The sequence below is a fragment of the Leptolyngbya sp. AN10 genome (assembly GCF_050565645.1).
Classification (GTDB): Bacteria; Cyanobacteriota; Cyanobacteriia; order Leptolyngbyales; family Leptolyngbyaceae; genus Leptolyngbya.
This window is the reverse complement of sequence record NZ_JBNXVP010000002.1, coordinates 38,180-63,124: the sequence shown is the minus strand read 5'-3', so window position 1 is coordinate 63,124 and position 24,945 is coordinate 38,180. Positions and strand designations below refer to the sequence as shown.

At 47.1% G+C, this 24,945-nt stretch carries 22 protein-coding genes; 11 read left to right on the top strand and 11 right to left on the bottom strand.

Going from position 1 to position 24,945, the window contains the following annotated elements:
- The first annotated feature begins 5 nt into the window (after positions 1-5).
- Both ACQ4M5_RS03175 and ACQ4M5_RS03170 read left to right on the top strand, forming a co-directional pair.
- A complete protein-coding gene (locus ACQ4M5_RS03175; protein WP_430674149.1) occupies positions 6-209 on the top strand; it encodes a hypothetical protein in 204 nt (67 codons plus the stop codon).
- Positions 206-475, top strand: coding sequence for a type II toxin-antitoxin system RelE family toxin (locus ACQ4M5_RS03170; protein WP_430674148.1), 270 nt, complete (start codon positions 206-208; stop codon positions 473-475). Before ACQ4M5_RS03175 ends, ACQ4M5_RS03170 begins: the two co-directional genes overlap by 4 nt.
- On the opposite strand, the gene ACQ4M5_RS03165 is transcribed toward ACQ4M5_RS03170, so the two are convergent.
- The 3 genes from ACQ4M5_RS03165 to ACQ4M5_RS03155 form a co-directional block, all read right to left on the bottom strand.
- A complete protein-coding gene (locus ACQ4M5_RS03165) occupies positions 472-705 on the bottom strand; it encodes a type II toxin-antitoxin system RelN family antitoxin (RefSeq protein WP_430674147.1) in 234 nt (77 codons plus the stop codon). The genes ACQ4M5_RS03170 and ACQ4M5_RS03165 overlap by 4 nt on opposite strands.
- An 86-nt stretch (positions 706-791) precedes the next feature.
- Complete coding sequence (locus ACQ4M5_RS03160) at positions 792-1,319, bottom strand: FKBP-type peptidyl-prolyl cis-trans isomerase (protein WP_430674146.1); 528 nt, start codon at positions 1,317-1,319, stop codon at positions 792-794.
- Positions 1,320-1,356: 37 nt separating this feature from the next.
- On the bottom strand, positions 1,357-1,680 hold the full coding sequence (locus ACQ4M5_RS03155) for a phasin family protein (protein WP_430674145.1): 324 nt from the start codon (positions 1,678-1,680) through the stop codon (positions 1,357-1,359).
- 141 nt (positions 1,681-1,821) lie between these two features.
- Here ACQ4M5_RS03155 and ACQ4M5_RS03150 point away from each other — a divergent pair, with 141 nt between their 5' ends.
- On the top strand, positions 1,822-3,003 hold the full coding sequence (locus tag ACQ4M5_RS03150; RefSeq protein WP_430674144.1) for a class I SAM-dependent methyltransferase: 1,182 nt from the start codon (positions 1,822-1,824) through the stop codon (positions 3,001-3,003).
- A 124-nt stretch (positions 3,004-3,127) separates the two neighbouring features.
- Here ACQ4M5_RS03150 and ACQ4M5_RS03145 read toward each other — a convergent pair whose 3' ends face one another.
- Together ACQ4M5_RS03145 and ACQ4M5_RS03140 are read right to left on the bottom strand one after the other, a co-directional pair.
- A complete protein-coding gene (locus ACQ4M5_RS03145) occupies positions 3,128-3,292 on the bottom strand; it encodes a metallothionein (protein WP_430674143.1) in 165 nt (54 codons plus the stop codon).
- Between the two features lie 341 nt (positions 3,293-3,633).
- On the bottom strand, positions 3,634-5,811 hold the full coding sequence (locus tag ACQ4M5_RS03140) for a S8 family serine peptidase (protein ID WP_430674142.1): 2,178 nt from the start codon (positions 5,809-5,811) through the stop codon (positions 3,634-3,636).
- 66 nt (positions 5,812-5,877) lie between these two features.
- Here ACQ4M5_RS03140 and ACQ4M5_RS03135 point away from each other — a divergent pair, with 66 nt between their 5' ends.
- Together ACQ4M5_RS03135 and ACQ4M5_RS03130 are read left to right on the top strand one after the other, a co-directional pair.
- The gene (locus tag ACQ4M5_RS03135; protein ID WP_430674141.1) at positions 5,878-6,150 is read left to right on the top strand and encodes a hypothetical protein; all 273 of its coding nucleotides are present in this window, start codon (positions 5,878-5,880) and stop codon (positions 6,148-6,150) included.
- On the top strand, positions 6,147-7,394 hold the full coding sequence (locus ACQ4M5_RS03130; RefSeq protein WP_430674140.1) for a glutathionylspermidine synthase family protein: 1,248 nt from the start codon (positions 6,147-6,149) through the stop codon (positions 7,392-7,394). Before ACQ4M5_RS03135 ends, ACQ4M5_RS03130 begins: the two co-directional genes overlap by 4 nt.
- On the opposite strand, the gene ACQ4M5_RS03125 is transcribed toward ACQ4M5_RS03130, so the two are convergent.
- Positions 7,391-8,383 (bottom strand): ABC transporter permease, encoded by a 993-nt coding sequence (locus ACQ4M5_RS03125; protein WP_430674139.1) that lies wholly within the window; start codon positions 8,381-8,383, stop codon positions 7,391-7,393. The genes ACQ4M5_RS03130 and ACQ4M5_RS03125 overlap by 4 nt on opposite strands.
- A 118-nt stretch (positions 8,384-8,501) precedes the next feature.
- On the opposite strand from ACQ4M5_RS03125, the gene ACQ4M5_RS03120 reads away from it, so the two are divergent.
- The 3 genes from ACQ4M5_RS03120 to ACQ4M5_RS03110 all read left to right on the top strand — a co-directional run bounded on the left by ACQ4M5_RS03120 (position 8,502) and on the right by ACQ4M5_RS03110 (position 17,153).
- Positions 8,502-10,928, top strand: a complete 2,427-nt coding sequence (locus ACQ4M5_RS03120) for a filamentous hemagglutinin N-terminal domain-containing protein (protein ID WP_430674138.1) — start codon at positions 8,502-8,504, stop codon at positions 10,926-10,928.
- A 150-nt stretch (positions 10,929-11,078) separates the two neighbouring features.
- Positions 11,079-14,585: an FG-GAP-like repeat-containing protein gene (locus ACQ4M5_RS03115; RefSeq protein ID WP_430674137.1), complete on the top strand. Its 3,507-nt coding sequence runs from the start codon at positions 11,079-11,081 to the stop codon at positions 14,583-14,585.
- Between the two features lie 393 nt (positions 14,586-14,978).
- Positions 14,979-17,153: a SulP family inorganic anion transporter gene (locus tag ACQ4M5_RS03110; RefSeq protein WP_430674135.1), complete on the top strand. Its 2,175-nt coding sequence runs from the start codon at positions 14,979-14,981 to the stop codon at positions 17,151-17,153.
- Here ACQ4M5_RS03110 and ACQ4M5_RS03105 read toward each other — a convergent pair.
- Together ACQ4M5_RS03105 and ACQ4M5_RS03100 are read right to left on the bottom strand one after the other, a co-directional pair.
- Complete coding sequence (locus ACQ4M5_RS03105) at positions 17,139-17,303, bottom strand: hypothetical protein (protein ID WP_430674134.1); 165 nt, start codon at positions 17,301-17,303, stop codon at positions 17,139-17,141. The genes ACQ4M5_RS03110 and ACQ4M5_RS03105 overlap by 15 nt on opposite strands.
- Before the next feature lie 103 nt (positions 17,304-17,406).
- The gene (locus tag ACQ4M5_RS03100) at positions 17,407-17,967 is read right to left on the bottom strand and encodes an HdeD family acid-resistance protein (protein WP_430674133.1); all 561 of its coding nucleotides are present in this window, start codon (positions 17,965-17,967) and stop codon (positions 17,407-17,409) included.
- 216 nt (positions 17,968-18,183) lie between these two features.
- Between ACQ4M5_RS03100 and ACQ4M5_RS03095 the strand changes: the two genes are divergently transcribed.
- Positions 18,184-18,552, top strand: a complete 369-nt coding sequence (locus ACQ4M5_RS03095; RefSeq protein ID WP_430674132.1) for a response regulator transcription factor — start codon at positions 18,184-18,186, stop codon at positions 18,550-18,552.
- A gap of 63 nt (positions 18,553-18,615) precedes the next feature.
- On the opposite strand, the gene ACQ4M5_RS03090 is transcribed toward ACQ4M5_RS03095, so the two are convergent.
- On the bottom strand, positions 18,616-19,323 hold the full coding sequence (locus ACQ4M5_RS03090) for a response regulator (RefSeq protein ID WP_430674131.1): 708 nt from the start codon (positions 19,321-19,323) through the stop codon (positions 18,616-18,618).
- A 308-nt stretch (positions 19,324-19,631) separates the two neighbouring features.
- Here ACQ4M5_RS03090 and ACQ4M5_RS03085 point away from each other — a divergent pair, with 308 nt between their 5' ends.
- Positions 19,632-21,212, top strand: coding sequence for a hypothetical protein (locus ACQ4M5_RS03085; protein ID WP_430674130.1), 1,581 nt, complete (start codon positions 19,632-19,634; stop codon positions 21,210-21,212).
- A 165-nt stretch (positions 21,213-21,377) separates the two neighbouring features.
- Here the strand turns inward: ACQ4M5_RS03085 and typA are convergent, their stop codons facing one another.
- Both typA and ACQ4M5_RS03075 read right to left on the bottom strand, forming a co-directional pair.
- Positions 21,378-23,174: a translational GTPase TypA gene (typA, locus tag ACQ4M5_RS03080; RefSeq protein ID WP_430674129.1), complete on the bottom strand. Its 1,797-nt coding sequence runs from the start codon at positions 23,172-23,174 to the stop codon at positions 21,378-21,380.
- A 79-nt stretch (positions 23,175-23,253) separates the two neighbouring features.
- The gene (locus ACQ4M5_RS03075) at positions 23,254-23,706 is read right to left on the bottom strand and encodes an EVE domain-containing protein (RefSeq protein WP_430674128.1); all 453 of its coding nucleotides are present in this window, start codon (positions 23,704-23,706) and stop codon (positions 23,254-23,256) included.
- Positions 23,707-23,863: 157 nt separating this feature from the next.
- On the opposite strand from ACQ4M5_RS03075, the gene ACQ4M5_RS03070 reads away from it, so the two are divergent.
- Positions 23,864-24,685, top strand: a complete 822-nt coding sequence (locus ACQ4M5_RS03070) for a squalene/phytoene synthase family protein (protein WP_430674127.1) — start codon at positions 23,864-23,866, stop codon at positions 24,683-24,685.
- The last annotated feature ends 260 nt before the right edge of the window (positions 24,686-24,945 follow it).

Below are 24,945 nucleotides of genomic sequence, written 5' to 3'. Positions count from 1 at the left end.
AGCTTATGATCAACCCGTCCTATCCCTTTGCTCAAGAATTCATCACCGACGCATCCGGACAGATTCGCAAAGTAATTCTCGACATTAACGACTATGAAAAACTGATTGAAGCGATCGAAGATGACGCAATGGGAAGAGCGATCGCAGAAGTTCGACAAGAAACTCCGCTCTCGTTGACCGAAGCGCTTAACGAACTGGAGCAACCGTGAACGTTGAATATCAACCCAGCTTTCTAAAAGATCTCAAAGCACTAAAAAGTACACCTGCGTTCGCAGCAATCAAAGCACTCTGTTTTGAAGAAATTCCAGCTTGCAATACGCTAGACGAAATTCGCAACCTCAAAAAACTGGCAGGTTATGACGATTGTTATCGCGTTCGTGTGGGAGATTATCGATTGGGGCTAATCATCGAAGGCGACTTGATTACATTTGCTCGTGTTCTACACCGACGGGAAATATACCGCTACTTTCCCTAATCTGTTAGCGACTCCCACATCTGCGAAAGCGGAATAGTTTGCCCAGTAATCGCCTCGTATAATCCTTGTCGAACATCTTCCAAGATCTTCTCTCGCGGTTCATCCTCATCCGTTTCAGACTCAGGAATCAATACCGTCACTTGTACGCGCCCAGTATATTCAACTTCTAAAGGCTGATCTAGCAACAATTTGCCGTTTTGAATTGTGCCTGTAACCTCGATCGCTTTCATACGTTTCCTACACAGAATGCTTTCACCTTATCAAAAAACAAACTCTCCAGCGTTGACACTGGAGAGCCTGAAAAATTAATCAGAAATTAGCCCACTTTGAGCAATTCCACATCGAATAACAGCGTCGAATTCGGGGGAATCGGACCAATTCCGCGACTGCCGTATCCCAACTCTGCGGGAATTTCCAACATCCGCCGACCGCCGACTTTCATCGTGCCGACTCCTTCATCCCAACCCTTGATCACTTGACCGACACCGATTTTGAACTTGAATGGCTGACCGCGATCGCGGGAACTATCGAACTTCGTGCCATCGGTTAACGTGCCCGTGTAGTGTACCGTCACCAGTTGACCCTGCTCAGGAGTTGCGCCCGTGCCTTCCACTACATCGGTGTACTTCAGACCTGAAGCGGTTGTCGTGGATTCTTTATTCTCAGGATTTGGAGTCGTCATCGGTTTTAGATCGGCAGCTTGCGCGACTTGTACAACAGGAGCAGCTTCGGTTACGGGTAAATTACCAGCGATCGCGCTGTCACGGGAACCCGTCACTTGTGCCACAATCAGCAGCACGACACAGACCACCATTACCCCGAAGCTGATCAAAATCTCTCTCATCGATCAGTCCTCTCGAATGTGCTTTTCAATTTTGGCACTATTTCCAGAGCTTATTCTCTAAATCTCGCAGTTGACGCTCTAAGCGATCGAGTCTTCCCCGCAGTTCGTCCATCTCAGCCTGACGTGGGACACCGAGATCCATGAGCATATTCCGAAGTTGACGCTGCATTTGAGCCTCAAAGCCACCCTGCTCGGTTTTGAGTTGATTCATTAGATCATCGACAAAGCCCTTTGCCTGATCGGGGTTGAGTTTGCCATCTTTTACCCACTGATCGCCCACTTCTTTAAGCTTTTCAGCGACCAGAGAGGTCGTTCCCACACCTAGCATCAGAAGCTGCGTGACCCAATTATTGTTATCCATGATTTTTGTATCGCTCGATCGATTCAGCTTTGTTCATTGTGGCAAATCTCGATCGATTCGTAACAGGACGGATTCCCGTCTACAGTGGCGCATCGGATGAGAGACTAGATCTATACGCGCTTGCTGTTATTTCTCGAAGCCATGTCAGATCCTCAAACGATTAGTGCTGCGGTTGCTGCACTTTATAATACTTATCCTTTTCCGCCTGAACCTTTGTTGGATGAGCCGCCACCCGGTTATAACTGGCGTTGGAATTGGCTTGCAGCTTATAGCTTTTGTACCGGACAAAAACCGAAACGCCAGGATGTTCGGATTTTGGATGCAGGCTGTGGAACTGGAGTTGGAACTGAATATTTAGTGCATTTGAATCCTCAAGCTCAGGTGACGGGGATTGATCTCAGTTCGGGAACGCTGGCTGTGGCGCGAGAGCGATGTCAGCGATCGGGAGCCGATCGAGTAGAGTTTCATCACCTGAGTTTGTACGATGCAGATCAGTTGTCAGGACAGTTTGACTTGATCAATTGTGTAGGAGTGCTGCACCACTTACCTGATCCGATTCGGGGAATTCGATCGCTGGCGACAAAACTCGCACCTGGTGGATTGATGCACATTTTCGTCTATTCGGAATTGGGACGACGCGAGATTCAATTGATGCAAGAAGCGATCGCGTTACTCCAATCGGATCGATCGAACTATCGAGAAGGGGTTGCGATCGGGCGACAGATTTTTGCTTCTTTGCCTCCGAATAATCGATTAGTGCGGCGCGAACAAGAACGCTGGTCGATGGAAAATACCCGCGATGAATGTTTTGCAGATATGTATGTGCATCCGCGTGAAGTCGATTACAACATTCAGACTTTGTTCGAGTTGATTGATGCTTCGGGATTAAAGTTCTTGGGCTTCTCGAATCCGCGTCAGTGGGAAGCGGCTCGATTGTTTAATCATCCAGATTTGTTGGAAAAAGCAGAGAGTTTGAGCGATCGAGAAAGATATCGCTTGATCGAATTGCTTGATCCAGAATCAGTCACGCACTACGAATTCTTTTTGGGACGAGGAGAATTACCGCGATCGGATTGGAGTTCGGATGAAGCGCTGTTGCAAGCCATTCCTGAGCGGAGTCCTTGTATGGATGGTTGGGAAAGTCGATGTTTATTTAATTTCGACTATCAGATCATCAACTTGTCAGAGGAAGAGTTCGCGTTTATGAAAGCTTGCGACGGGAATCAAACTCGATCGACGAAAGAGATCTTGGCGGAAATTCCGATTTCGATCGAGAAAGTGCGATCGCTGCAAGATCAGCAGTTAATTCTGCTCAGTCCGTGAGGTCTATGAGCCTGAGATGCCCACCGAATTCCATTCGCCACGGCATAATTCAAGTCGGTTAATTCATTCAAACAAAAAAGAGATGGAGCTATCTTTGCCTCATCTCTTTTTTGTTTGTTGTCGTTTAGCAATTACAGCCTTTGTGTCCGCAGTCGCCATGTCCGTCTGGATGTCCATTCGCGCAGGCATCACTGCAATAGAATTTCTCGTCTTTCTGAACGGCACTCTCGGTTGAAACAATGCACAGGCAAGGCTCACAGGCGCATTTCATTTGATTTACGGTGGTCATTTTGGTTTCTCCAAATTCAGTTGTCTTTATCTTAACATCTGAACAACCATTCATATATTAAAGAATCGTTGCAGGGAGTCTTTAATTATTCCAATTGATAAATTTTTTGTAATACCAATTTGATTTTTGAGTGCTACAGATTCGCGTTGCCCCCTAACCCCCAAATTTGGGGGAACAAGAATCAAAGTCCCCCAGAATTGGGGGATTTAGGGGGCGAAGGATCTGTGGCATGAATAGATTGATTTGGTATAACGTGATCCTGTATGCAGGGAGCAAACCCAATCTGATTCCAGCACGATCGATCGATCTCGCAGTCTTCATGAGTATCCCTTGTTCGATTATTAGATCCCGATCGATAACCTCCATCCATTAATGATTCCGGTATCATTCGCGATCGCATCGATTACTCTCAATTGCCATCGTCCTTGTGCAGATTGTCCTAGCATTCTGCTTAAGGTTGGTGTCGTTTGGAGGGAATACGATCGGGTCAAAGCTGTTTGTCTTCCTAGTGTTCGACCTTGCAGTAAAGTGACTCGTCCAGAAGGTGAAACGAGACTCGCTTCAATGTCACCCAGAAAAGCATGAGTAATATTTACTGTGACTTGAATATCTTTAACTGTTCCAGTCTCGTTAATCTGGATGTCGCTAACAATCCCAGATGAATTGCCATCAGGAATCATCAGCATATTATTATTTTCACCAGAAATCGATCGAGCAACCATTAAAGGAGATCTTCTAGCGATCGCGGCTTGAGTTGCTTTCGCGGCATTGACTTTTCCATATCCAAACCAATCACAGCGACCATTCGCATCGTAAGTTCCTTTTCGCAATCCGAACTGTGGATCGGGATCAGAATCAATAATCTTGTCTGCGGTTTGCTGTAAGATTTGCCGTACTTCTTGAGCAGTTAACTCTGGATTTGCAGATAAAACTAATGCTGCAACGCCCGCCACCAAGGGACAAGCACTCGATGTACCACCAAATCCATAAGTGAAATCGCCTGCATCATAACCATCATTGCCTCGTCGATCGGCGGTTACAATTCCTAATCCTCGGAGCGGCGATCGCACTTCTGGAGGAGTCGCGACATAACCAATTCCAGGCAGTCCCATTCCTGGAGGAGCATTGTTACTCGGCGCACAGATAGCAACTTCCGCACCCCAATTACTATAAGCTGCCTTCTTGTTCAAACTGGTCGAAGCTGAAACTGTGATCACATCGGGGTGAACTGTGAAGCCTCCAAGCCAACTGGTATTCCCGCTAATCGCATTGTTTCGCCAGCCCGATTCATTAATCGTTCCATTCGTTGGACGATTCGCATTTCCCGCAGCAAATAGAATGACGCAACCTTTTCCATCTCGTCCTTGAGTTGCTGCACGAGTAATTGCAGCCCGTTGTCTTAAAGAAAGTGGGTAATAAACTGCACTCGGACCCCAACTACAAGAGATCACCGCAGCACCTCGATCGACTGCCCATCCGAATAAATCCTCGATCGTTTGATCATCTAAAAATCCGGTTGTCCGAATCGGCATCAAAGCGCATCCCGGAGCAATTCCCACGACACCGAATCCGTTCTCTTCGGCAACCGCAACTCCCGCACAGGAAGTGCCATGATCTTCTCCCGCATTATCAGGTTGAGGGTTGAAGTCTCTGCCCTTAAAGTCTCTAGGTGCAACGATCTTGCCCATTCCTTGAAAGTCAGGATGATTCAGATCAATCGCATCATCCATCACAGCAACGACTATCGATCGACTTCCTCTCGTAATGTCCCAAGCTTGTTCTGCAAACACATGAGAGCCAGAAACTAAGTCCTGTCCGCCTGTGTGATTGAGATGCCATTGTTTCGGATAGATCGGATCTTTCGGGCGATAGTAACCTTCTTGGCGAACAATAATGTTTGGTTCTGCGGTGAGAATTTCCGATCGAGTAATTAATCGATTCGTAATCTTCAACGGATTTTCAGTCGAATTCGCAGTTAGTTGATAAACGAACGTATTCGGAATTTCAGGAATTTGTTTGAGTTGTTCAAGCGCAAATTCTTGAGCGATCGAACTAATCACATCCGATTTGATATTCGGATCAAACTGAACCGTGATTTGATTCGTCACGTACAACTTTGAGCCAGGATTGTCTTTAATTTGGTAAACATGACTTGCATAGTTCACTGCGTCTTCTGCCCGGACTTGATTCAGCACTTGATCCTTCTGATTCGGATCAACAATAAATTCTGTCAATTGAGGCGGAGCAGCACCGGGATTAATTTGCACAGGAGCTTTATTGACGATATCCCACGCTTCTTGTTTGGAAGTCGCATTCACAGCAAAGCGATCGTCTAATTTTTCCACAATCAATTCTTCGCCGCCGCGCTGGAGAATTCGACCGCGATTCTCATCGGGAATGCTGGCGTTTCCTTGGGGGTTTGCGGGATTCGTCATGGTAATGCTCCAACGGTGTCCTAACTCGATATCAATATAGTTCTGCCCAGTTTCGGAGAGCGCTTTACGGTTTTTAACATCCACGGTGCGGGAACATTGAGATCGCGTTGTATCTCTTTAGTATGTGCCCGTCAGTTCTGGACGGTAATTATGAAATCAAATCGCTTACAAGTCCTCTTTCCCCTGGCAGTGTCAACCATGATACTCTTGCCGCTCTCAGGGTGTACGCCTTCTTCAACGGAATGCCAACCAGATGCCCAAGGGCGCGTCCCCCAAAATTGTTCATCGGGTGGAAGCTCTGGCGGGACATATTATCGCTCTGGTGGCGGTTCTTCTGGAGGTTCAAATCGGACAGGGGTTTCTGGTCGATCGTCGGGTCGGAGCGGATTCGGTAGCTTTGGCGGAGGTCGCGCAGGAGGATGAGTAATCCATTTCAAAGTGTGGAACGCGATCGCTTTTTTCGTCAGCTTCAAATGCCTTGGTACAATCTCGCGCTGGTGAACGACCTCTCATCTGTTCCTAGTCCTTACGCGCTCTATCATTGTCATCCGGTCACAGAAAGTCAGATTGCTGAGATGAATCGATCGGCGAAACGGGTCGGAGAAGTTCTTTTATATCTCTGGTCGGTCATCCGAAAATTCGATGCGGAAACTTTGCTCGAATATGGCTTTCCAGAGGAAACAATTCGAGTTGTGAAATTCGACGGATTAGCTCCGTTTTGTATGCGATTGGATTGGTGCTGGAATGAAACGACAGGTGTTCACAAAGTCATCGAAGCGAATGTTCAGACACCGAGCTTTTGGTTTGAATGTATTGAAGGAAATGCCAGAGTTGCAGAACATTTCGGGATGAAATCTCCTCAAGTTGGAATGAAATCGCTGCTCAGTTTGTCGATCAGTCAGCAACTCCAACGGGCTGCCGATTGGCTGAAAAAACCGATCGACAACTGCAAAATTGGCTTAACCACGCTGGATAATCTTGAAGATATCGGAACGATGCGCTGGTTGAACCAATTCGTTTCTCCAGAACGGTGTACGTTTCCCCTTGAAGAACTCCGCATCAAAGATCATCAATCTCTATTTCACGAAGAAGAACAGATTGATATTCTCTTCATGTGGTATCCGGTAGAATGGGCGATCAACGATCGAGATTCTACCGGTGCGAAACTTTGGGATGCGCTGGAAGAATTGATCTTGAAAAGAAAGATTGCGATCGTAAATTTCGCTTCGGCTTTCTCACTCCAACCCAAAAGCATCTTTGCATTAATCAGCGATTTAGGCTTAGATTTCTTTCCCCCAAATCTTGCTGAAACGGTCTACGAATTCTTTCCCAAAACGGCTCAAACTGTCGATGAAATGGGTGATACTTACTTTGCAAAACCCGTTTTAGGAAGACAAGGAGAAGGCTGTTTTTCAATGGTTAACGGCGAAATGGGTGTTCAAAGTGCAAATCAAGATCCTTGGTACACTGAGCAAGATTATGTCTATCAAGAATTGCTCGACTTTCCAACGCTTGAAATTGAAGATCGATCGATGACTGCACTTTGGAGTACTTGGCTGTTCAATGATGGAACTGAATTCGCTCCGGGCGGAGTTGGACTAAGACTATCTGAAGGCAAAATTACCGACGATTATTCCTACTGGTGTCCGATCGGGATTTGCGCTTAATCCTGCTCAAACACTTTTCCCAATGCCGCAGGAGGCGTACTACGAATCATTTCTGATGCTGTATTCTCGATCGAGGAAGGCAACAATTTCAACAATCGCTCTAAACCATCACTCGAAGTCAGCACTAATAGTAGAATCATCAACAAAAACGGAGCTACCGTAAACACCTGAGTTGGTACATCCGGGATTGTACTTTGAGCCACACCCGCCAACGATTGCAGAATTCCGAAGAGATAACAGCTAATCGCAACTCTTAAAGGATTCCAACCGCCAAAAATGACGATCGCTAATGCAATCCACCCATATCCCGCTGTATGTAACTGACTCCATCCCGCTTTGAAGTTCAGCGAAAATGCTGCGCCTGCAATTCCCATCATCGCGCCACCAATCAGCGTGTAGACGTATCGCATCAAAACCACATTCGTCCCTCTTGCAAATGCAGCATTCGGTTGTTCGCCGATCGCTCTTAACATCAATCCAGCACGAGTACGATAGAAGTAGATCCACACAAACGCGATCGCAAAATAGCTCAGATACACCAATAAATCGCTCTGAAAAAACAGCCGTCCAATAATCGGAATGTCTTGCAGCAGCGGAATCCTAAAACTTGGAACTGTTGGACCTGGAATTCTCACAAACGCATTTCCAAGAAACGAAGATAAATTCGCTCCTAATAATGCTAAGACAAACCCGATCGCGACTTGGGACTGCTTTAAGGTCAACGCTCCAAACGCCACAATGAGAGCAAATGCGGCTCCGACTAATCCTGCTCCTGCAAATCCCAAAACTAAACTCGGAACTGTTCCTGTTGCTTCGAGTGTTTTGGCGATCGCAAATCCCGTCATTGCACCCATCAAAATCGTGCCTTCAGCAGAAAGATTGATTACGCCTGCTCGCTCTGTGATTGTTTCACCTAAAGTCGCGAATACGAGTGGAGTCGAAGTTGCAATCGCAGTCGCAAAAATCGGAATCAGTTGAACCAGATCCATAGATTTATCGAGTCTTTCTGCCTCACTCTATCAGATCAATTGTTTGTTGGTACACATAGAAAAATGAACTTTACTTTCTCTGGGGAACATTAAAACTGTTCTGTGCTCGGAGAAACCTATGCGATCGATTGCAGGTGTTGTACTTGTCGGACTCAGTTCACTCAGCGCTGTCACAGCGGTTGAAGCTCAATCCATTATTCCCGATCGTTCAATCAATACGACTGTGAATAGTTCGGATGGACGTAATTTCACCATTACAGATGGAGCGACTGCACGATCGAATCTCTTTCATAGTTTCCAAGAGTTCTCAGTTCCAACAGGCGGATCTGCAACATTTGACTTAATCAATGCTCCGAATACCAGAACGATCTTTAATCGAGTCACAGGCAGCAATATTTCCAACATTGATGGCTTAATTCAAACTGTAAATCATCAACAGCCTGTCAGCCTGTTTCTTCTCAATCCGAATGGGATTGTTTTCGGTTCAAATGCTCAGGTAAATATCAGCGGCTCTTTTATTGGAACTACTGCAAATACAATTCAGTTTGAAGATGGGACTCAGTTTAGTGCAACTCAGTCGCCATTGTTAACTATCAGCGCTCCAGTTGGTCTACAGTTCGGACAAGCTCCAGCAAACATTACGATTCAAGGAACTGGACATCGACTCACTACAGCAAATCCTGTCTTTGCTCCCTATGTTCCCACACAGCCACACGATGGATTAGCTGCCTCCTCGATCGCGCTAATTGGTGGTTCAATTCGCTTAGAAAATGGCATTCTCACTGCACCCGAAGGACGGATCGACCTCGGAGGGGTTCAGCAAGGATTCGTCGGACTTACGGCAACGGGATTGAACTACGATCGCGTTTCTAGCTTTGGAGATGTAAGCCTCACAGGTCGATCGCTGATTGATGTAAACGGCAGCAATTCCGGTTCAGTTCAGATTGCAGGACGAAACATCACAGTTTTAGACGGATCAGCAATTTGGCTGCAAAATCGAGGAACTCAAACAGGCGGAAACCTCAAAATTTCAGCTTCCGACTCTGTTCGTGTGATTGGAACTGCACCAGATATCAGTATTCGCAGCAGCATTATCAATGAAACGGTGGGGATGGGGGCAAATGGCACGATCGACATTTCGGCTCCGCACCTATTGGTTCAAGCAGGTGGAATCATTGGCAGTCGAAATTATGGTAGTTCGATCGGGGGAACCGTCACGGTCAATGCAGAACAGATCGAAGTCGATGGATTTGTCGCAGTTGCACCGAATATTTTTAGTACCCTTGGATCGTTTTCCTTTTCGACTGGCAATGCTGGCGATGTCACACTTTCGGCTCAACACATTGCGGTCACAAACGGCGGATACGCGGCAACTACTACGCTGGGAACCGGGTCGAGCGGAACCATTCGAGTCAATGCCAGTACGATCGAAGTTAACGGCTATACACCCTCATTGATCTCCAGTGGAATCGCAGCAAGCTCGGTAGGATTGGGCGGGAATGCAGGCAATCTCATCGTGAACACTCGCACCATGATGATCCAAAATGGCGGCACAGTTGCTTCTTCGAGCATTGGTCAAGGATCTGCGGGCAATGTGACCGTGAACGCCTCTGAATCGATCGGGATCGCGGGTCGGGTTCCGGGCAGTTATTCGAGCGCGATCGCGTCAACGGTCGATTTTGCCAATCTCGATCTTCAACGCTTGTTTGGCATCCCGGTTCAGCCGCAAGGAAATGCAGGCAGCGTCACGATCAATACTCCTGTTTTGAGACTTAGCAATCAAGGAACGGTTACAGTCTTGAATCATGGAATTGGCAATGCTGGAACGTTGAGCGTTCAAGCCCAGCAAATTCTTCTCGATCGCGGAGGTCAGATTGGTGCGCTTACGACCGCTGGAAACGGTGGCAACATTGCGCTTCAGTCTCAACTGGTGAAGTTACAAACCGGAGCAACGATTACAAGTACTGCTCTAGGACAGGGAAACGGCGGGAATATCAACCTCAAGGTTCCCGTCATCCTAGGCTTGGAAAATAGTGACATTGTGGCAAATGCGATCGACGGTCGCGGCGGCAATATTAATATCACGACTCAATCGATTCTAGGATTGAACTATCGAACTCAACTCACACCCGAAAGTGACATTACTGCGAGTTCAAGATTTGGAATAAATGGAATTGTGCAAATCAATACTCCAGACATCAATCCTAACTCTGGTTTAGTTCAGCTTCCGGTCAGTGTAATCAACTCTAATCAGCAACTCACAAACGGTTGCGCTACGACCGGAGAGAGTCGATTTATCATCACTGGGCGCGGTGGATTGCCGATGAATCCATTAGAACAAACTGGGTTGTATTCGGTCTGGGCAGACTTGCGCCCGCTCACTGCTCAGAAAGATGCGGTTTCTCCGATCGCATTGCAATCCATGATTGAAGCAACGACTTGGTATCGAGATGCAACGGGAAACATTGTCTTAGCCGCAGGTCAACCTGCTCACAGTCCAGTTACAACTTGTGCAGTGCAATCAAAATCTCCTGTGATCCCATAACAGTACAATCGTGATAACGCTCACATCACAAGAGAAACATCAGGTTGTTTATTTAGAAACGATAAAGATCGATCGGTGTCATGAGAAAGTGAAAAATCAGAGAAACATAAACGGGCACTCTTCATAAAACTTCTTGAAGAGTGAACTGCTGTGAGCTTCAATACTTTTGATACTGCTCGATCGATTAACCTAACTGCAACCTCTCAGTCATTTGCTGGAACCGTTAATCTAACTGATCCAGTTGATTTTTACCGCCTGCAAATCAATAGCAAAAGTAGTATACAACTCTCGCTAACCGGATTAAGCGGCAATGCCAATCTCGAACTGATTCAAGACCGCAATCGCAACGGTGTGATTGACACCAATGAAACGCTACAGCGATCGACAAATGCAACTGCGATCGCAGAACTCATCAATACGGTTCTCAATCCCGGCACTTATTTCATCCGCGTCGCTGCTTCCAACAGCAGTACGAACTATCGGCTCGATGTTTCAGGACTGAGCGCTCCCACCGCTGATATTGTCTGGCGACATTCTCAAGCCGGAAGCAATCTGACTTGGACGATGGAAAGTTCGACTCCGGTTTCGGCTCGATCTTTACCTACAGTTGCCGATCCAAATTGGCAGATTGTTGGGAGTGCAGATTTCAACCGCGATAGTCAAGTCGATTATGTTTGGCGCAATGCTCAGAGTGGGGAAAATCTCGTTTGGTTGATGAATGGCGGCAATCCGATTGGGATGATTACTCTGCCGCAAGTTGCCGATCGCAATTGGCAATTGGTGACGGTCAATGATTTCAATCGCGACAGTCAACCGGATCTCCTCTGGCGACACATTCAAAGCGGGGAGAATCTAGCTTGGTCGATGAATGGAGCCACACCATTTGGGGTCACAGTCTTGCCGCAAGTCGCCGATCGCAATTGGCAAATCGTTGGGTCTGGAGACTTCGATCGTAATAACAGTCCTGATATTGTGTGGCGACATGCGGCTTCAGGAGAGAACTTAATCTGGTTCATGAACGGCAATCAAGCCATCTCTTCAGCCTCACTGCCGACGCTTGCCGATCGCAACTGGCAAGTCGCTGCGGTGACGGATTTCAATGGGGATGCTCAACCGGATCTACTGTGGCGGAATGCACTAAGTGGAAACAATGTCATTTGGTTTACTCAAGGCGCAACCGTTACATTGGGAATTGAGATCGCTTCCGTTGCAGATACCAACTGGCGAATTGTTGCAGCTAATAGTCGGAGCGATGAACCTGCGACGATCGATAGTGTTGGCAATTCTCGATCGACTGCTTTTAACATTGGAACCCTCAACGGCGCGGCAAGCTTTTCAGAAAACTTCACGTCCACGGATACTGAAGACTTCTATCAATTCACGCTGAATGAAGTCACTGAACTGAACGTTGGACTCTCCAATACCGCTGTAAACGTTCAGATTCTAGATAGCAATGGCAATGTACTATCACCACCCACAGGTTCATCAAGACTACTGGGGGCTGGCACTTATTTCCTTCGGGCTTTCGTCAGTTCACCGACTGCAACGGCTTACACACTGTCGTTAAATCCAACTTCACGCCCGGTTGTTCAATATGATTTCATCTACTACTACAACGGGCAAAATACCTCTGGAGACTACTACAGCGGCACAGTAACCGCGTTCAATGGAACTTACGCAGTCGGACAGTTCTTTGATCTGACAAACACCAACAATGAAACGGGCGCAAATGGTCGTTATTTAATCACAGGAAGTCGAACTGGGGGCACGATCGCAGATCTCAACCGCGTCACCATTCAGTCCTATTACGACTCAGAAACTACGACCTTCTTCACGCCCGCTGCTCTTGGGCAAAATGCGAATGGATTAGGTAGCGAAGTCGGATGGATTCGCGATCGCGTGGATTCCCAATATTTCGGAGCGGATTTTTTTGAAGCCGATTGGCGATCGATCGCCTTGGTTCAGATTCCAACCTCGGTGCGTCAAGGAACGACACCCCTCATCACTTGGCGCGACACGATCAGTGAAAATGTCAGAATCGATGTCTTCAGGAACGGTGCTCGACTTGGCACACTGAACGAATCGACTGAAAGTGATGGAGAATTTCAGTGGTCTGTGCTGAGAACTCTCGCAGTTGGTAGTAACTACCAAGTTCGCGTCACCAGTCTTGCCGATAGTAATCTCTTTGCAGAAAGCAATCCATTCGACATTATTCATCCCGGCACAATCAGCATTACTTCTCCGAATGGCGGCAATCTCTTCCGTCCAGGTTCCACTCAAACCATTACTTGGATGAGCAATGTCCAAGACGGTGTAACGCTTCAATTGTTCAAAGGAACAACACTGCACAGCACGATCGCAAGTTCAACCGAAAACGATGGGGTCTTTCAGTGGATACTACCAACGAATTTGGTGGATGGAACAGACTATCAAATCCGCATTTCAAGCGTATTGAATAGCTTAGTTTGGGATCTGAGCGATGCTAACTTCACCATCCAAGCTCTAGGCGATCCAGGAAACACACTCACAACGGCTGAATCGAGCAATGTGATCTTTAGTCGCACCCAACAAGTGAGCAGCAGCGACCAAAACGACTTCTATCGGTTTAGCATTGGTCAGCCTGGTGTCTTTACGGCAAGCCTGGCGGGACTTTCCGGAGATGCAGATGTGCGACTGATTCAAGACTTCAACAACAATGGACAGATTGATACTGGAGATGTCCTCGCTTGGCAGTGGGAGCGAGGTGCAACGAATGAATCCATTCGACGCTTTATCTCGTCTGGAAACTACTTTATTCAAGTGATGAGCTATAACAATCAATCTGCCAACTACACGCTTTCGACCAATTTCACAGCACAAGCAACAGACGATCGACGATTTGACATTCAGTTAGACTACAGCGATGGTTCAACTTCTATGCTCTCCAGTAATATGAGAGCCGCGATCGAGGAAGCCGTTCAGTTTTGGGAGCGCATCATCACGCACAGCAGTCTCCAAGGTGTACACAACCTCGTGATTCGCGTTAAAACAGGCGCACTCGACTGGAACAATGGAGTGGGCACTCTGGCAAAAGCAGGACCTGATGGCAGTGGATTGGTCAATGTCAACGGATTGTTCTTACCCACAACGGGTGAAACCGTGATTAACTCTGTGTGGCAAGCATTCAGCACAATGCAGAATAATCTGCCGTACTTCAAGCGGATCATGATTCATGAGATTGCTCACATTCTAGGGATTGGCACACTTTGGGATGTGGGAAATCTCAGACTCACGAACTTTGGTACGTCTTCTTATAGCGCCAACACTTATGCGGGTTGGGCGTATGGTGAAATGCTCGGAGTCGGAGGACAGGTTGCAGTTCCGGTGAGTGAAGGATTTCACTGGAGTGAAGCAGTATTTGGAAACGAGTTGATGACTCCGGAGATTAGTGAGACTCAGACAACATTTCCGACCAGTGTACTGACGATCGCTGGATTGCGCGACCTCGGTTGGAATGTGAATTTTGGAGCCGCAGAAGCATTTAATGCGTTGACTCGATCGCTAACTACACCTTCTGAGCTAACTGGAATGAGAATTGTTTGTGGCTGTCAAGGATGCCTGTCAAATCAACTCCCAATGATTGGTGAAACAAGCTTACTTTCGCAGATCATCGGCTAGATACCGAGATTGCAAAATTCATCAGGGTTTCATGGAGGTTTTCTATGAAACCCTTTTTTATTTGTCCTGAAGTCAGTTCTATAGCAATCCTAAGTGAGTTGTGAAGTAGGGAGGGTTGTGAAGAAGTGGGGTGTGGGGTGTGGGGAGTTGCTCCCGTTTTGATTTCTTACTCCCTACTCCCTACTCCCTACCCCCCACTCTTTCTAATGTTTACGACTCAATTAGGATCGCTATATATACCCCAAGTAGGATATTCTCCGCTGAACTGCATCAAGCGGCGTAGAGTTCTATACGATAAGCAAAGCTAGAACTATTTTCTATTTTTATCTTTGTATTACAGTGGCTTCCATTTTAGAGTCTAAATCCAGCATAAACCCGGTTCTCTCGAACATAATGGCAGGCGCGATTATGGGTCTGCTGACGGTAACGAGTGCCGTCGCGTTTGGTGCGCTGATCTTCTCTGGAGAACTGGAACCGTATTTGCCGCTTGGCATTGGGCTATTTCTATTTAGCTCTGTGATTATTAGCGGTGTTGCATCTGCGCTCAGTTCATTTCCACCGATCGTATCAACGATCGCAGAAGTAACGGTTCCGATTTTTAGCTTGATTGCGCGGCAGGTTGTGGCAGCAATGCCCGATGCACCTGTGGAACAAAAGTTTCTAACGGTCGTTGCCACCTTGGTCGTGAATAGCTTTGTGACAGGGGCAATTTTTCTGGGGCTTGGCTGGTTTCGTCTTGGAAGCTTTGTGCGATTTATTCCTTATCCAGTCGTAGGCGGATTTCTGGCGGGAATTGGTGCATTACTTTTCACTGCCGCATTACAGTCGGTTTCAGGCTTAGACTTACAGCCGTTCTCGATCGCGAATTTTTTCCAGTCAAATGTGTTTTGGCAATGGTTTCCGGCTGCATTGTTCGCGGCTGCGATGTTTGTGTTACCTCAGCGGATTAAGAGTGTCTTAGTCTATCCAAGCATTATTCTGGGATCAGTTGCACTCTTTTACGCAGTGTTGGCATTGACCGGAACTTCGATCGCAGATGCGAATAGTCGTGGATGGTTACTGGGCAGTGTTCCCACAGGTGGGCTGTACCAGTTTGTCACGATTAATGCCGTTCAGCAGGCGAACTGGAGCGTAATTGCTCAGCAGATTCCAACCTTGGCAGCATTGTGGTTAATTTCCGCGATCGCGCTTTTACTTCACGCGAATGGCATTGAGCTTGTCGCTTCCCGCGATCTCGATTTGAATCGGGAATTAAAGGCTGCCGGAGTCGCTTCTATCGTTTCAGGCGTGGGTGGCGGTGTAGGTGGCTTTCCGAGTGCTGGAGAGAATGCGCTGTCTTATCAATTGGGAGCAAGAGGACGATTAGTCGGTGGGGTGATTGCTGGAATGTGTCTCGCGATGGTAATCGGTGGGGCAACGGTGCTGTCATTCTTTCCGAATTTTATTCTGATTGGAATGCCCTTGTTAATTACAGTCGAGTTCTTTAATGAATGGCTCTACGAAGCTTGGTTTAAGTTCGATCGAGCAGATTACGCCATCATTGTTCTGATTGTTTTAGTTACTGCAACAGTCGGATTTCTACAAGCGATCGCAGTTGGATTGGGAGCCGCGATCGTTCTGTTTGTGATTAACTACAGTCGATTAACGGTGACTCGTCGAACCAGTACAGGCGCATTTCACCATAGTAATGTTCTCCGGACTTCTGAGGAGTTAGAGATCTTGGAATCCCAAGGAGAAGAGGCGTATATTGTGGAATTGCAAGGACTGATCTTTTTTGGAACAGCGAATAAGCTGTTAAATCAAGTCCGCGATCGCATTCATAATGATCAGCTATCTCCGGTTCACTATGTAATCCTCGATTTTCGATTAGTGAGTGGACTTGATGCTTCAGCAGTTCTGAGTTTTGCTAAACTCAATCAGATTGCGCGTCAAAGACAGATTCATCTGATTTACACTCATCTTTCAACTCAAGCCAAACAGCGGTTAGAACAAGGTGAATGTTTAGAAGAAGATGATTCGTTTTGTCATGTCTTTGCGGATCTAGACCGAGGCTTAGAATGGTACGAGCAACAGGTTTTACTACAACACCGACCGCTGAGTGAAAACCCATCTCAGTCTCCTAAAACAGCTTTAGCCACTCAGCTTAAAGCGGATTTTTCTGATTCCAGTCAAGTCGATCGCTTAATGGACTATCTAGAAGTCTGCGAACTAGCAGAGGGTGAATACCTCTTTCATCAGGGCGATCCCTACGATGGACTGTACTTTGTTGCATCTGGGCAAGTGAGTGTGGTGCTGACACTAAGAGATGGGCAACTCAAACGAATTCGCACCTATACGATCGGGAATACGATCGGGGAAATGGGACTCTACCGCCGAACTGATCGAATGGCTTCGGTTGTCGCGGACAAGCCCAGTACTTTGTACTTTTTACCGACTGCAACGTTCGAGCAGCTTGAGAAGACGAATCCAATGTTAGCCGCAGGGATTCATCGCTTTATTGTTGTTTTACTAGCTGAACGGCTTCAACATCGGGAAAAGGAACTGAGCCAGCTTTTAGAGTCGTTTTAGCGGCTGTCTTAGCAGTAATGTTGATTCGCCTAGCCCGATCGTGGTTTTCAATCCTACTTTCACAGGTTCTTTCTGCCTACAGTTCAGGCGACTTGTGCCCCCCAAATCCCCCGTTCTGAGCAGTAAAAATTCCTCAAGTTTAAGAATCATTCAGTAGACTTCCTGCACGAATCATAAGTGCCCACTGAGTCGAAAGCAGCAAAAAGCCCCCAACCCTGAACAGATTGGAGGCTAAAAATTGAACAGTACTAACCTATGCAGAAGTCGCAGAACTATCTGACTGAATTTGAGGATTGAGCGAGAACATCACGCGCGATAAACCGCTTGCAAAAATACTTGCACCCACCAACGTACCCAGCAACCAAGGTGCATTAGACGGATATTGGAACCAAATAAATGCGCCAAAACCTGCGGTCACGATCGCGTTTCCAAGCAACCATAGCCAGTTGTTCTTCTGCTCACGCAAACGGAGCGCTAACACCAATTCAAATCCACCTTCTGCTAGTAGAAAGCTACCTAACAACAACGTCAGCGTCAACACACCCGTCAAAGGAGCAACCAGCAACATAACCCCAGTTGCAATGTAAAGCGCGCTCAGTAAAATCTTCCAGAGAAACCCACCCTGTTCACGAGTTTGCACCGCATATACTAGCTTCGTAAAACCTGCGGATAAAATAATCAATGCAATCCACGTTTCGCTTACTAAAGTCGAGAAGACAGGCGCGATCGCACAACCGATTCCTAACGCAATCAATAAAATACCCGACCACAATGCACCATTTCGGTTCTTGGGCTGTTCAATAGTGGTTGTCATAAAATATTCTCCATTTCATAGGTTTAGAACAACCACTAGCGTAGAGAATCTGTTCTAAACCGATAAGCCCCAAAAGAGAGAAACCAAAATCCCCTCGCAGGATTGCAGCAAAATCTTTCTAGAGTATGACTGCTTTCGCGTGAAGAAAAGCAACCATAAGAGTAACCAGAAACACAACCGTAGACGAATTATTAATCTCAGTAAAGGGTTATAGCCGTGTTAGAACGAAAAGGGCGCAAAATATTAGCAGTCGATGATACAGCCGATAACTTGCTACTCCTGCAAGTTTTTCTAGAAGCAGAAGGCTTTGAGGTTGAAGTCGCAGAGAGTGGCATCACTGCACTCGATCGATTACAGCAATGCCTACCTGATCTAGTGTTACTTGATGTAATGATGCCTGGAATGAATGGGTTAGAAGTAACCCAAGAAATTCGATCGAACAATCGCACCCTACCGATCTTGCTGATCTCTGCTCACGACAGAATGCAGGTACAGCCAGGACTTGACGCAGGTGCGAATGGATATATTCAAAAGCCGATCGATTTTACTCAACTGCTTACACGCATTGAAGCTTTGACCGCTTAAGGGGTGTTGCTCGAATGAATCGAAAACCCGATCCAACTCATTCGGAATGCACCCTAGCTCAATCTATTGAACTAAACCAGTTCTTAAAGCACGAACGGCAACTTGTGTTCGATCATCTGCACAAAGCTTATTCAGAATGTTCCGAACATGGGTTTTAACTGTTCCCACCGTGATGTAGAGTTTTTCAGCAATTTGAGCATTACTACAACCATCTACGATCAGCTTTAAGACTTCTAATTCTCGTTCGGTCAGCGGATAAGCTGGAATAAAATCTTCGTCCGATAATCGATTGATCGAAATCGTCGCAGCTTCAGGCGATTGTTGATTAGACGTGTAAGCCTTCTGGGTTTGATGAAGTACCACACGTGCGATCGCAGGATCAATCCAAGCATTTCCGCCCGCTGTGGTCTGAATCGCTTGAGCAAGCTTATCAATGCTTGCATCTTTCATACAGTAAGAATCTGCCCCCGCAGCAAACGCCGCTAGAACAGTGTCCTCACTATCTTGCATGGTCATGATCAAGATCTTGGTATTGGGATTTTCTCCCGCTGCCTGTGCTTGTTTGAATTGCTGAGTGAGATCAATTCCAGTAGAATCTGGAAGTCCGATGTCCACGATCGCGACATCGGGTTGAGACGTTTTGAGTAATCTTAGCCCTGACTTCGCATCACGAGCATCTCCAATCACTTCAAACCCTTCTCTTTGTTGTAGAGCCGCTCGTATGCCTACGCGGGTCAAATCGTGGTCTTCAATCAAAATGACTCGAATCATGCGTCCTGCCAAGCCTCAATTTATTATTAGTGTCTGTCGCCGCTGTGTGATGCCACTCCACGTGATGCCACTACGGGTTTTTATTGGTAAAGAGATTCTAGGGTGAATCTTCAAGCAGAGGGATCTATCTTGAGTAGTCTCTATTTGGAGAGACCCTCTGCCTCCGGAGAGAGAGAGATTACGATCAGTTTGAGTGCAACTGAGGCGGAAACAATCCGGTAAATATAAGTTGAGAAATTGGTCAAAAGGGAACATTATTTGTTTACTTAAAGAGGTTATCCGAGTTTTAACGTGTTCAGGAGACGATAATGGTAAAAACCGTATACTCAGCGATGCTTGATGACAAAACTCCCCCCGATGTCATCATTCAAGCAGAACCGCGTCAACCTGAATCTGATCCAACTCTCGGAATTCCAGTACAAGTCGATCGACAAAGTACTCCAAAGCACCGATTAGTCACGATCGGCGATTCGCTCACTCACGGTTTTCAGAGTGGCGCAATCTTCCAAACCAACCTTTCTTATGCCGCGATGATTGCTCATGAACTGGGCTGGAAAGACTTTCGCTATCCAACTTACAACAGTCCAGGTGACGGGCTTCCACTCAACCTAGAATCGCTCTCTCGAAGCTTAGAGCAGCAATTCGGCAATGAATTGAAATGGTGGGAAATTCCATTCGCGTTATTGAATTTGCGAAGCTTTCTCGATCAGAGCGAAGACTATTGGGAGCGCGGTACAGGTTCTCAGTTCTCAGAGAAAGGCGAGATTAACCACAACTTAGCGGTGTATGGATGGGATCTACGAAATACCCTCTCTCGCAATGCAGATATTTGCTTAGAGATTCTAAAAAATACTCCATCTAAAGATAACTTTCTTAGACAAGTCGTTGACCACCACAATGAACGGGCTGCGGTTCGAGTTCTGAATACAGCGCGAACTGTAAATCGAAAAGCATTAACCCCGCTTCAAGCTGCTCAAACACTCTCTGATGACGAGATCGAAACTTTAATTGTTTTTATCGGAGCGAACAATGCACTTGGCAGCATTCTAACCTTCAACGTAAAGTGGTCAGATGTCGGTTACGATGACATGGATATCAACGATCGATATACGGTGTGGCGACCGATCCATTTTCAGGCAGAGCTTGATTTGATTGTTGAACAAGTCAAGCAGATTCGCGCTCGTCATGTGATTTGGTGTACAGTTCCGCATGTCACGATCGCGCCCTTTGCTCGTGGTGTCGGCGAAAAAGTCGTATCACAATCGCGTTACTTCCCCTACTACACTCTGTTCTGGCTCAAAGATAAGCCATTCAATCCTGCAAAGCATCCTCATTTGACAGCAAACGAAGCAAGAGCGATCGATAGTGCGATCGACCAATACAATGACTCAATTGCAAACGCAGTTCGAGAAGGACGTAAGCAAGGACGAGATTGGTACTTATTTGAAATGGTAGGATTGCTCGATCGTTTAGCGGCTCGTCGCTTTTTCAATCAACCCCAGGTACAACCGGAATGGTGGACTTACTACGAATTGCCGCCTGCACTTCAAGCCCTAAAACCTGTCCCCGATTCGCGCTTCTTCCGCTCCAATGCACAAGGACGAATCGAAGGCGGACTGTTCTCACTGGATGGCATTCATGCAACAACGATCGCCTACGGCATCATTGCTCAAGAATTAATTAAAGTAATGGAGCTTGCTGGAGTCGAGTTTTATGATGCCCAAGGACAAAAGCGATCGGGAGAAGTGCAGATTGATTTCGATCGCTTAATTACGCTTGATACTTTAATCTCCCGACCGCCTCGACTCGTACAAGACCTGATTAATACCGTCGGATGGTTCGATAGTACCTTCAATGGAATGAACAATCTGCTGCGATCGAACTACTGATGCGACCAAACTCTCACATAGCGAACTTCTGAGAGACAGATCGACAGGAGCAGAAATCGCTTGAGGCGATGAGTCGGGGCTGCGCTGAATGAAGAATTGAGTTTGCGCGTCAAAAACAGCCTAAAAAGACGGGAGACCGAAACTGTTTCAATCTCCCAACTTATGTTACTTCTTCGCTAACTTCTTCGCTTTCGCCACCTTCCGCAATCGAATCGATTGGGGGGTGACTTCAAGCAGTTCATCGGGTCCGATGTACTCAAGAGCGCGTTCCAAACTCATGTCGATCGGTTCTTTCAACTGCACTAATTCTTCGCCGCCTGATGCGCGGTGGTTAGTCAATTGCTTCGTCTTACAGACATTGAGTTCGAGATCTTGGGGTCGATTGTGTTCGCCCAAAATCATGCCCTTGTACACTTTTGTACCCGGACGGATGAAGAATACACCGCGATCTTCAGCGTTTTGCATCGAATAGAAGGTTGCAACTCCTTCTTCAAACGAGATCAGAACGCCGTTTCGACGCGCTTCAATATCACCGCTCATTGGACGATACTCTAAGAAGCTGTGGTTCACGATGCCCGCACCGCGTGTCAGTCGCATACACTCACCCCGGAAGCCGATCAGACCTCGTGCCGGAATTACAAACTCTAGGTTTGTGCGCCCGTTGGTTCCGACCTGCATATCCTGCATTTCACCTTTGCGCTGTCCGAGACGCTCGATACAGCCTCCCACCGATTCCTCTGGCACGTCCAGCAGCAGGGTTTCAAACGGCTCACAAGGTTGACCGTTGACTTCACGGAAGATCACTTGTGGCTGAGACACTTGGAATTCGTAACCTTCACGACGCATCGTTTCGATCAGAATGCCTAAGTGCAATTCACCCCGACCTGAAACAGCAAGCTTATCGGGTGAATCGGTATCTTCGATTCGCAGAGCCACGTTTGTTTCGAGTTCGCGATATAAGCGATCGCGCAATTGCCGAGAAGTAACAAACGTTCCTTCCTGACCTGCAAACGGCGAATCGTTGACCGAGAAGGTCATTTGCAAAGTCGGCTCATCCACTTTGATCAGTGGTAACGCTTGAGGATCGTTGGGATCAGTGATTGTTTCACCGATGTTTGCATTGGCAAATCCGGCTACCGCAACCAAGTTTCCAGCAGTTGCTTCTTCGATTTCGATGCGCTTCAGACCTTCAAAGCCCATCAGCTTCGAGATCTTCGACTTCACGATCGCACCTGTTTCAGTGACGATCGCGGCTTGTTGCCCGATTCTGATCGTACCGTTGTGAATCTTACCGATCACAATCCGACCGAGGTAATCCGAATAATCAAGCGTTGTCACTTGCAACTGAAGCGGCTTGGTTGCATCTCCAACTGGCGGTGGAACGTGGCGCAAAATCGCATCAAAGAGCGGCTGCATATCGCTCGACTCTTCTTCTAGCGTGTTTTTCGCAAAGGCGGACAAGCCAGAACCGAACAAGTAAGGAAACTCGCACTGGTCATCATCTGCACCGAGTTCGATGAACAGATCCAGCACTTTATCAACTGCGATCATCGGATTGGCGCGAGGTCGATCGATCTTATTCACAAATACGATCGGGCGAAGTCCCTTTTCCAGAGCTTTCTTCAGCACGAATCGCGTCTGCGGCATCGGACCTTCGTTGGCATCGACAATCAGCAGACAGCCATCGACCATTCCTAGAACGCGCTCAACTTCGCCGCCGAAGTCCGCGTGTCCAGGAGTATCCACAATATTAATCAGCGTGTCTTTGTAGCGAACCGCTGTGTTTTTTGACAGAATCGTAATCCCGCGCTCACGTTCGAGATCATTCGAGTCCATGACGCAGTCCGGAACTTCCTCTCCCTCGCGGAACGTTCCCGCCTGCTTAAGAAGAGCATCGACAAGTGTAGTTTTACCGTGGTCAACGTGAGCAATGATGGCAACGTTGCGAATGGGAAGAGTCATAAATAGACCGTTAGGGTGGAAAGAAATCGTAAAAACGCTTAACAATTCTATCCTAGCGGCTTCACCTTTAGTTGGGAATTTATTGACAACTTAGCGCCAAAATTCGATCGACCATTTCAGTTGCCACAGGCAAGACCGATAATCGATTGCCTGGTCGCACCACCGTCAATTCTTCTGGAGTAAAATTCTCTCGTAATTGATTTAACGGGATGAACGGTATTGTTTGCAAAAATTCAACGCGAACGGTCTGCCAGCGGGGAGAATCAGGAGCCGATTTCGCGTCGTAATATTTGCTATCGGGATCAAACTGGGTCGGATCTGCGATATTAGATTCCACAATCTTCATTAAGCCAGCAATGCCAGGAGGGTTTGCATTGGAATGATAAAAAAACGCGACATCTCCCGATTTCATCGATCGCAGATAGTTGCGGGCTTGGTAGTTGCGTATCCCGTCCCAGACGGTGGCGCGATCGCGTTCTAAATCGGTAATTGAGTAGACATCTGGCTCAGATTTCATTAACCAATACTGCATTACATCGTCCTAATTCTGCGGGAAGTCTACCGCATCAGTGCTATGAATTTGTGAACGGAGCCGTAATTCGTTCTGAGTTAGCAGCATCGAATCTGGAGAAACAGTTTTTCGAGAACGCAACCTGTTATAAAAGTTTCGAGAGAGGAGTGAATATCGCATGAATTTAAATAGAACCGCGTTGGATTTGCTAAAGGAAACGAGTCGAACGTTTTATATTCCGATTAGTCGGTTGCCGGGTGGATTGCAGGAAGCGGTGGCTTCAGCATATCTTTGCATGAGAGCGATCGACCAAATCGAAGATCATCCTACGCTAGATAACGCTGTGAAAGCTCGAATGCTGCGGCAGATTAGCTTGGTGTTACAGGGGAGCGATCGCGGATTTACCGCAGAAGATTTTCGCCCGATTTTTGAACCGCAGTTGCCGCATCTCGAAGAAGTGACGCTTCGATTAGATGAATGGTTGTCGTATGCTCCGTCTGAGATTGCGCCACGGATTTGGGAAGCGATTTCGACGATGAGCGATCGCATGGCGCACTGGGCGGATTGCAATTGGTCGATCGAGACCGAAGCCGAGTTGAATCAATATACGTTCAGTGTGGCAGCTTCGGTGGGATTGTTGCTCTCGGATCTGTGGGCTTGGTATGACGGAACGAAGACCGATCGCATTCAGGCAGTGGGATTTGGGCGCGGGTTGCAATCGGTGAATATTCTCCGCAATCACGGTGAGGATTACACTCGTGGGGTCACGTTCTATCCGAAAGGCTGGACGAATGATCAGATGCAGGCTTATTCTCGTCGTCAGCTTGAACTTGCAGATGCCTATGTCGCTTCACTTCCAGAGATGAGTCCGGCACTAGATTTCTGTCGAATTATTTTGATGTTGGCTCACGCGACCTTAGAAGCGATGGAACATGGAGCCGAGAAATTAACGCGATCGGAAGTGATGCAGTTAGTTCAGCAAGTGACTCAGGCAGGTTAGAACTTCAGAGGGTGTTTGAGAAGTATAAAAAGCAGCTTTGCTGCGTTGCCAGTTCGCCCGGAAATGAATCTCCGGGCTGATAGAGGAAACCCCGCTGAAGCGGACTGGGAGCGTAATTCGGAGTTCTTAGCCCAGTTTAGTGGGCTTCCCCCGATCAGCCCGGAGATTTATTTCCGGGCGGGTGAATGCGATAAACGATGACTTTTCAAACACCCTCTCAGGTTAGAACTTTCTGGGGGTGAACTGTTTGTTCACCCCTT

Coding starts and splice junctions, on each gene's coding strand:
- ACQ4M5_RS03090 (WP_430674131.1), bottom strand. CDS start 19,323: ATGATTCGAGTCATTTTGATTGAAGACCACGATTTGACCCGCGTAGGC.
- ACQ4M5_RS03100 (WP_430674133.1), bottom strand. CDS start 17,967: ATGACAACCACTATTGAACAGCCCAAGAACCGAAATGGTGCATTGTGG.
- ACQ4M5_RS03120 (WP_430674138.1), top strand. CDS start 8,502: ATGCGATCGATTGCAGGTGTTGTACTTGTCGGACTCAGTTCACTCAGC.
- ACQ4M5_RS03175 (WP_430674149.1), top strand. CDS start 6: ATGATCAACCCGTCCTATCCCTTTGCTCAAGAATTCATCACCGACGCA.
- typA (WP_430674129.1), bottom strand. CDS start 23,174: ATGACTCTTCCCATTCGCAACGTTGCCATCATTGCTCACGTTGACCAC.
- ACQ4M5_RS03085 (WP_430674130.1), top strand. CDS start 19,632: ATGGTAAAAACCGTATACTCAGCGATGCTTGATGACAAAACTCCCCCC.
- ACQ4M5_RS03155 (WP_430674145.1), bottom strand. CDS start 1,680: ATGGATAACAATAATTGGGTCACGCAGCTTCTGATGCTAGGTGTGGGA.
- ACQ4M5_RS03070 (WP_430674127.1), top strand. CDS start 23,864: ATGAATTTAAATAGAACCGCGTTGGATTTGCTAAAGGAAACGAGTCGA.
- ACQ4M5_RS03165 (WP_430674147.1), bottom strand. CDS start 705: ATGAAAGCGATCGAGGTTACAGGCACAATTCAAAACGGCAAATTGTTG.
- ACQ4M5_RS03145 (WP_430674143.1), bottom strand. CDS start 3,292: ATGACCACCGTAAATCAAATGAAATGCGCCTGTGAGCCTTGCCTGTGC.
- ACQ4M5_RS03130 (WP_430674140.1), top strand. CDS start 6,147: ATGAGTAATCCATTTCAAAGTGTGGAACGCGATCGCTTTTTTCGTCAG.
- ACQ4M5_RS03125 (WP_430674139.1), bottom strand. CDS start 8,383: ATGGATCTGGTTCAACTGATTCCGATTTTTGCGACTGCGATTGCAACT.
- ACQ4M5_RS03110 (WP_430674135.1), top strand. CDS start 14,979: ATGGCAGGCGCGATTATGGGTCTGCTGACGGTAACGAGTGCCGTCGCG.
- ACQ4M5_RS03075 (WP_430674128.1), bottom strand. CDS start 23,706: ATGCAGTATTGGTTAATGAAATCTGAGCCAGATGTCTACTCAATTACC.
- ACQ4M5_RS03160 (WP_430674146.1), bottom strand. CDS start 1,319: ATGAGAGAGATTTTGATCAGCTTCGGGGTAATGGTGGTCTGTGTCGTG.
- ACQ4M5_RS03105 (WP_430674134.1), bottom strand. CDS start 17,303: ATGATTCTTAAACTTGAGGAATTTTTACTGCTCAGAACGGGGGATTTG.
- ACQ4M5_RS03150 (WP_430674144.1), top strand. CDS start 1,822: ATGTCAGATCCTCAAACGATTAGTGCTGCGGTTGCTGCACTTTATAAT.
- ACQ4M5_RS03135 (WP_430674141.1), top strand. CDS start 5,878: ATGAAATCAAATCGCTTACAAGTCCTCTTTCCCCTGGCAGTGTCAACC.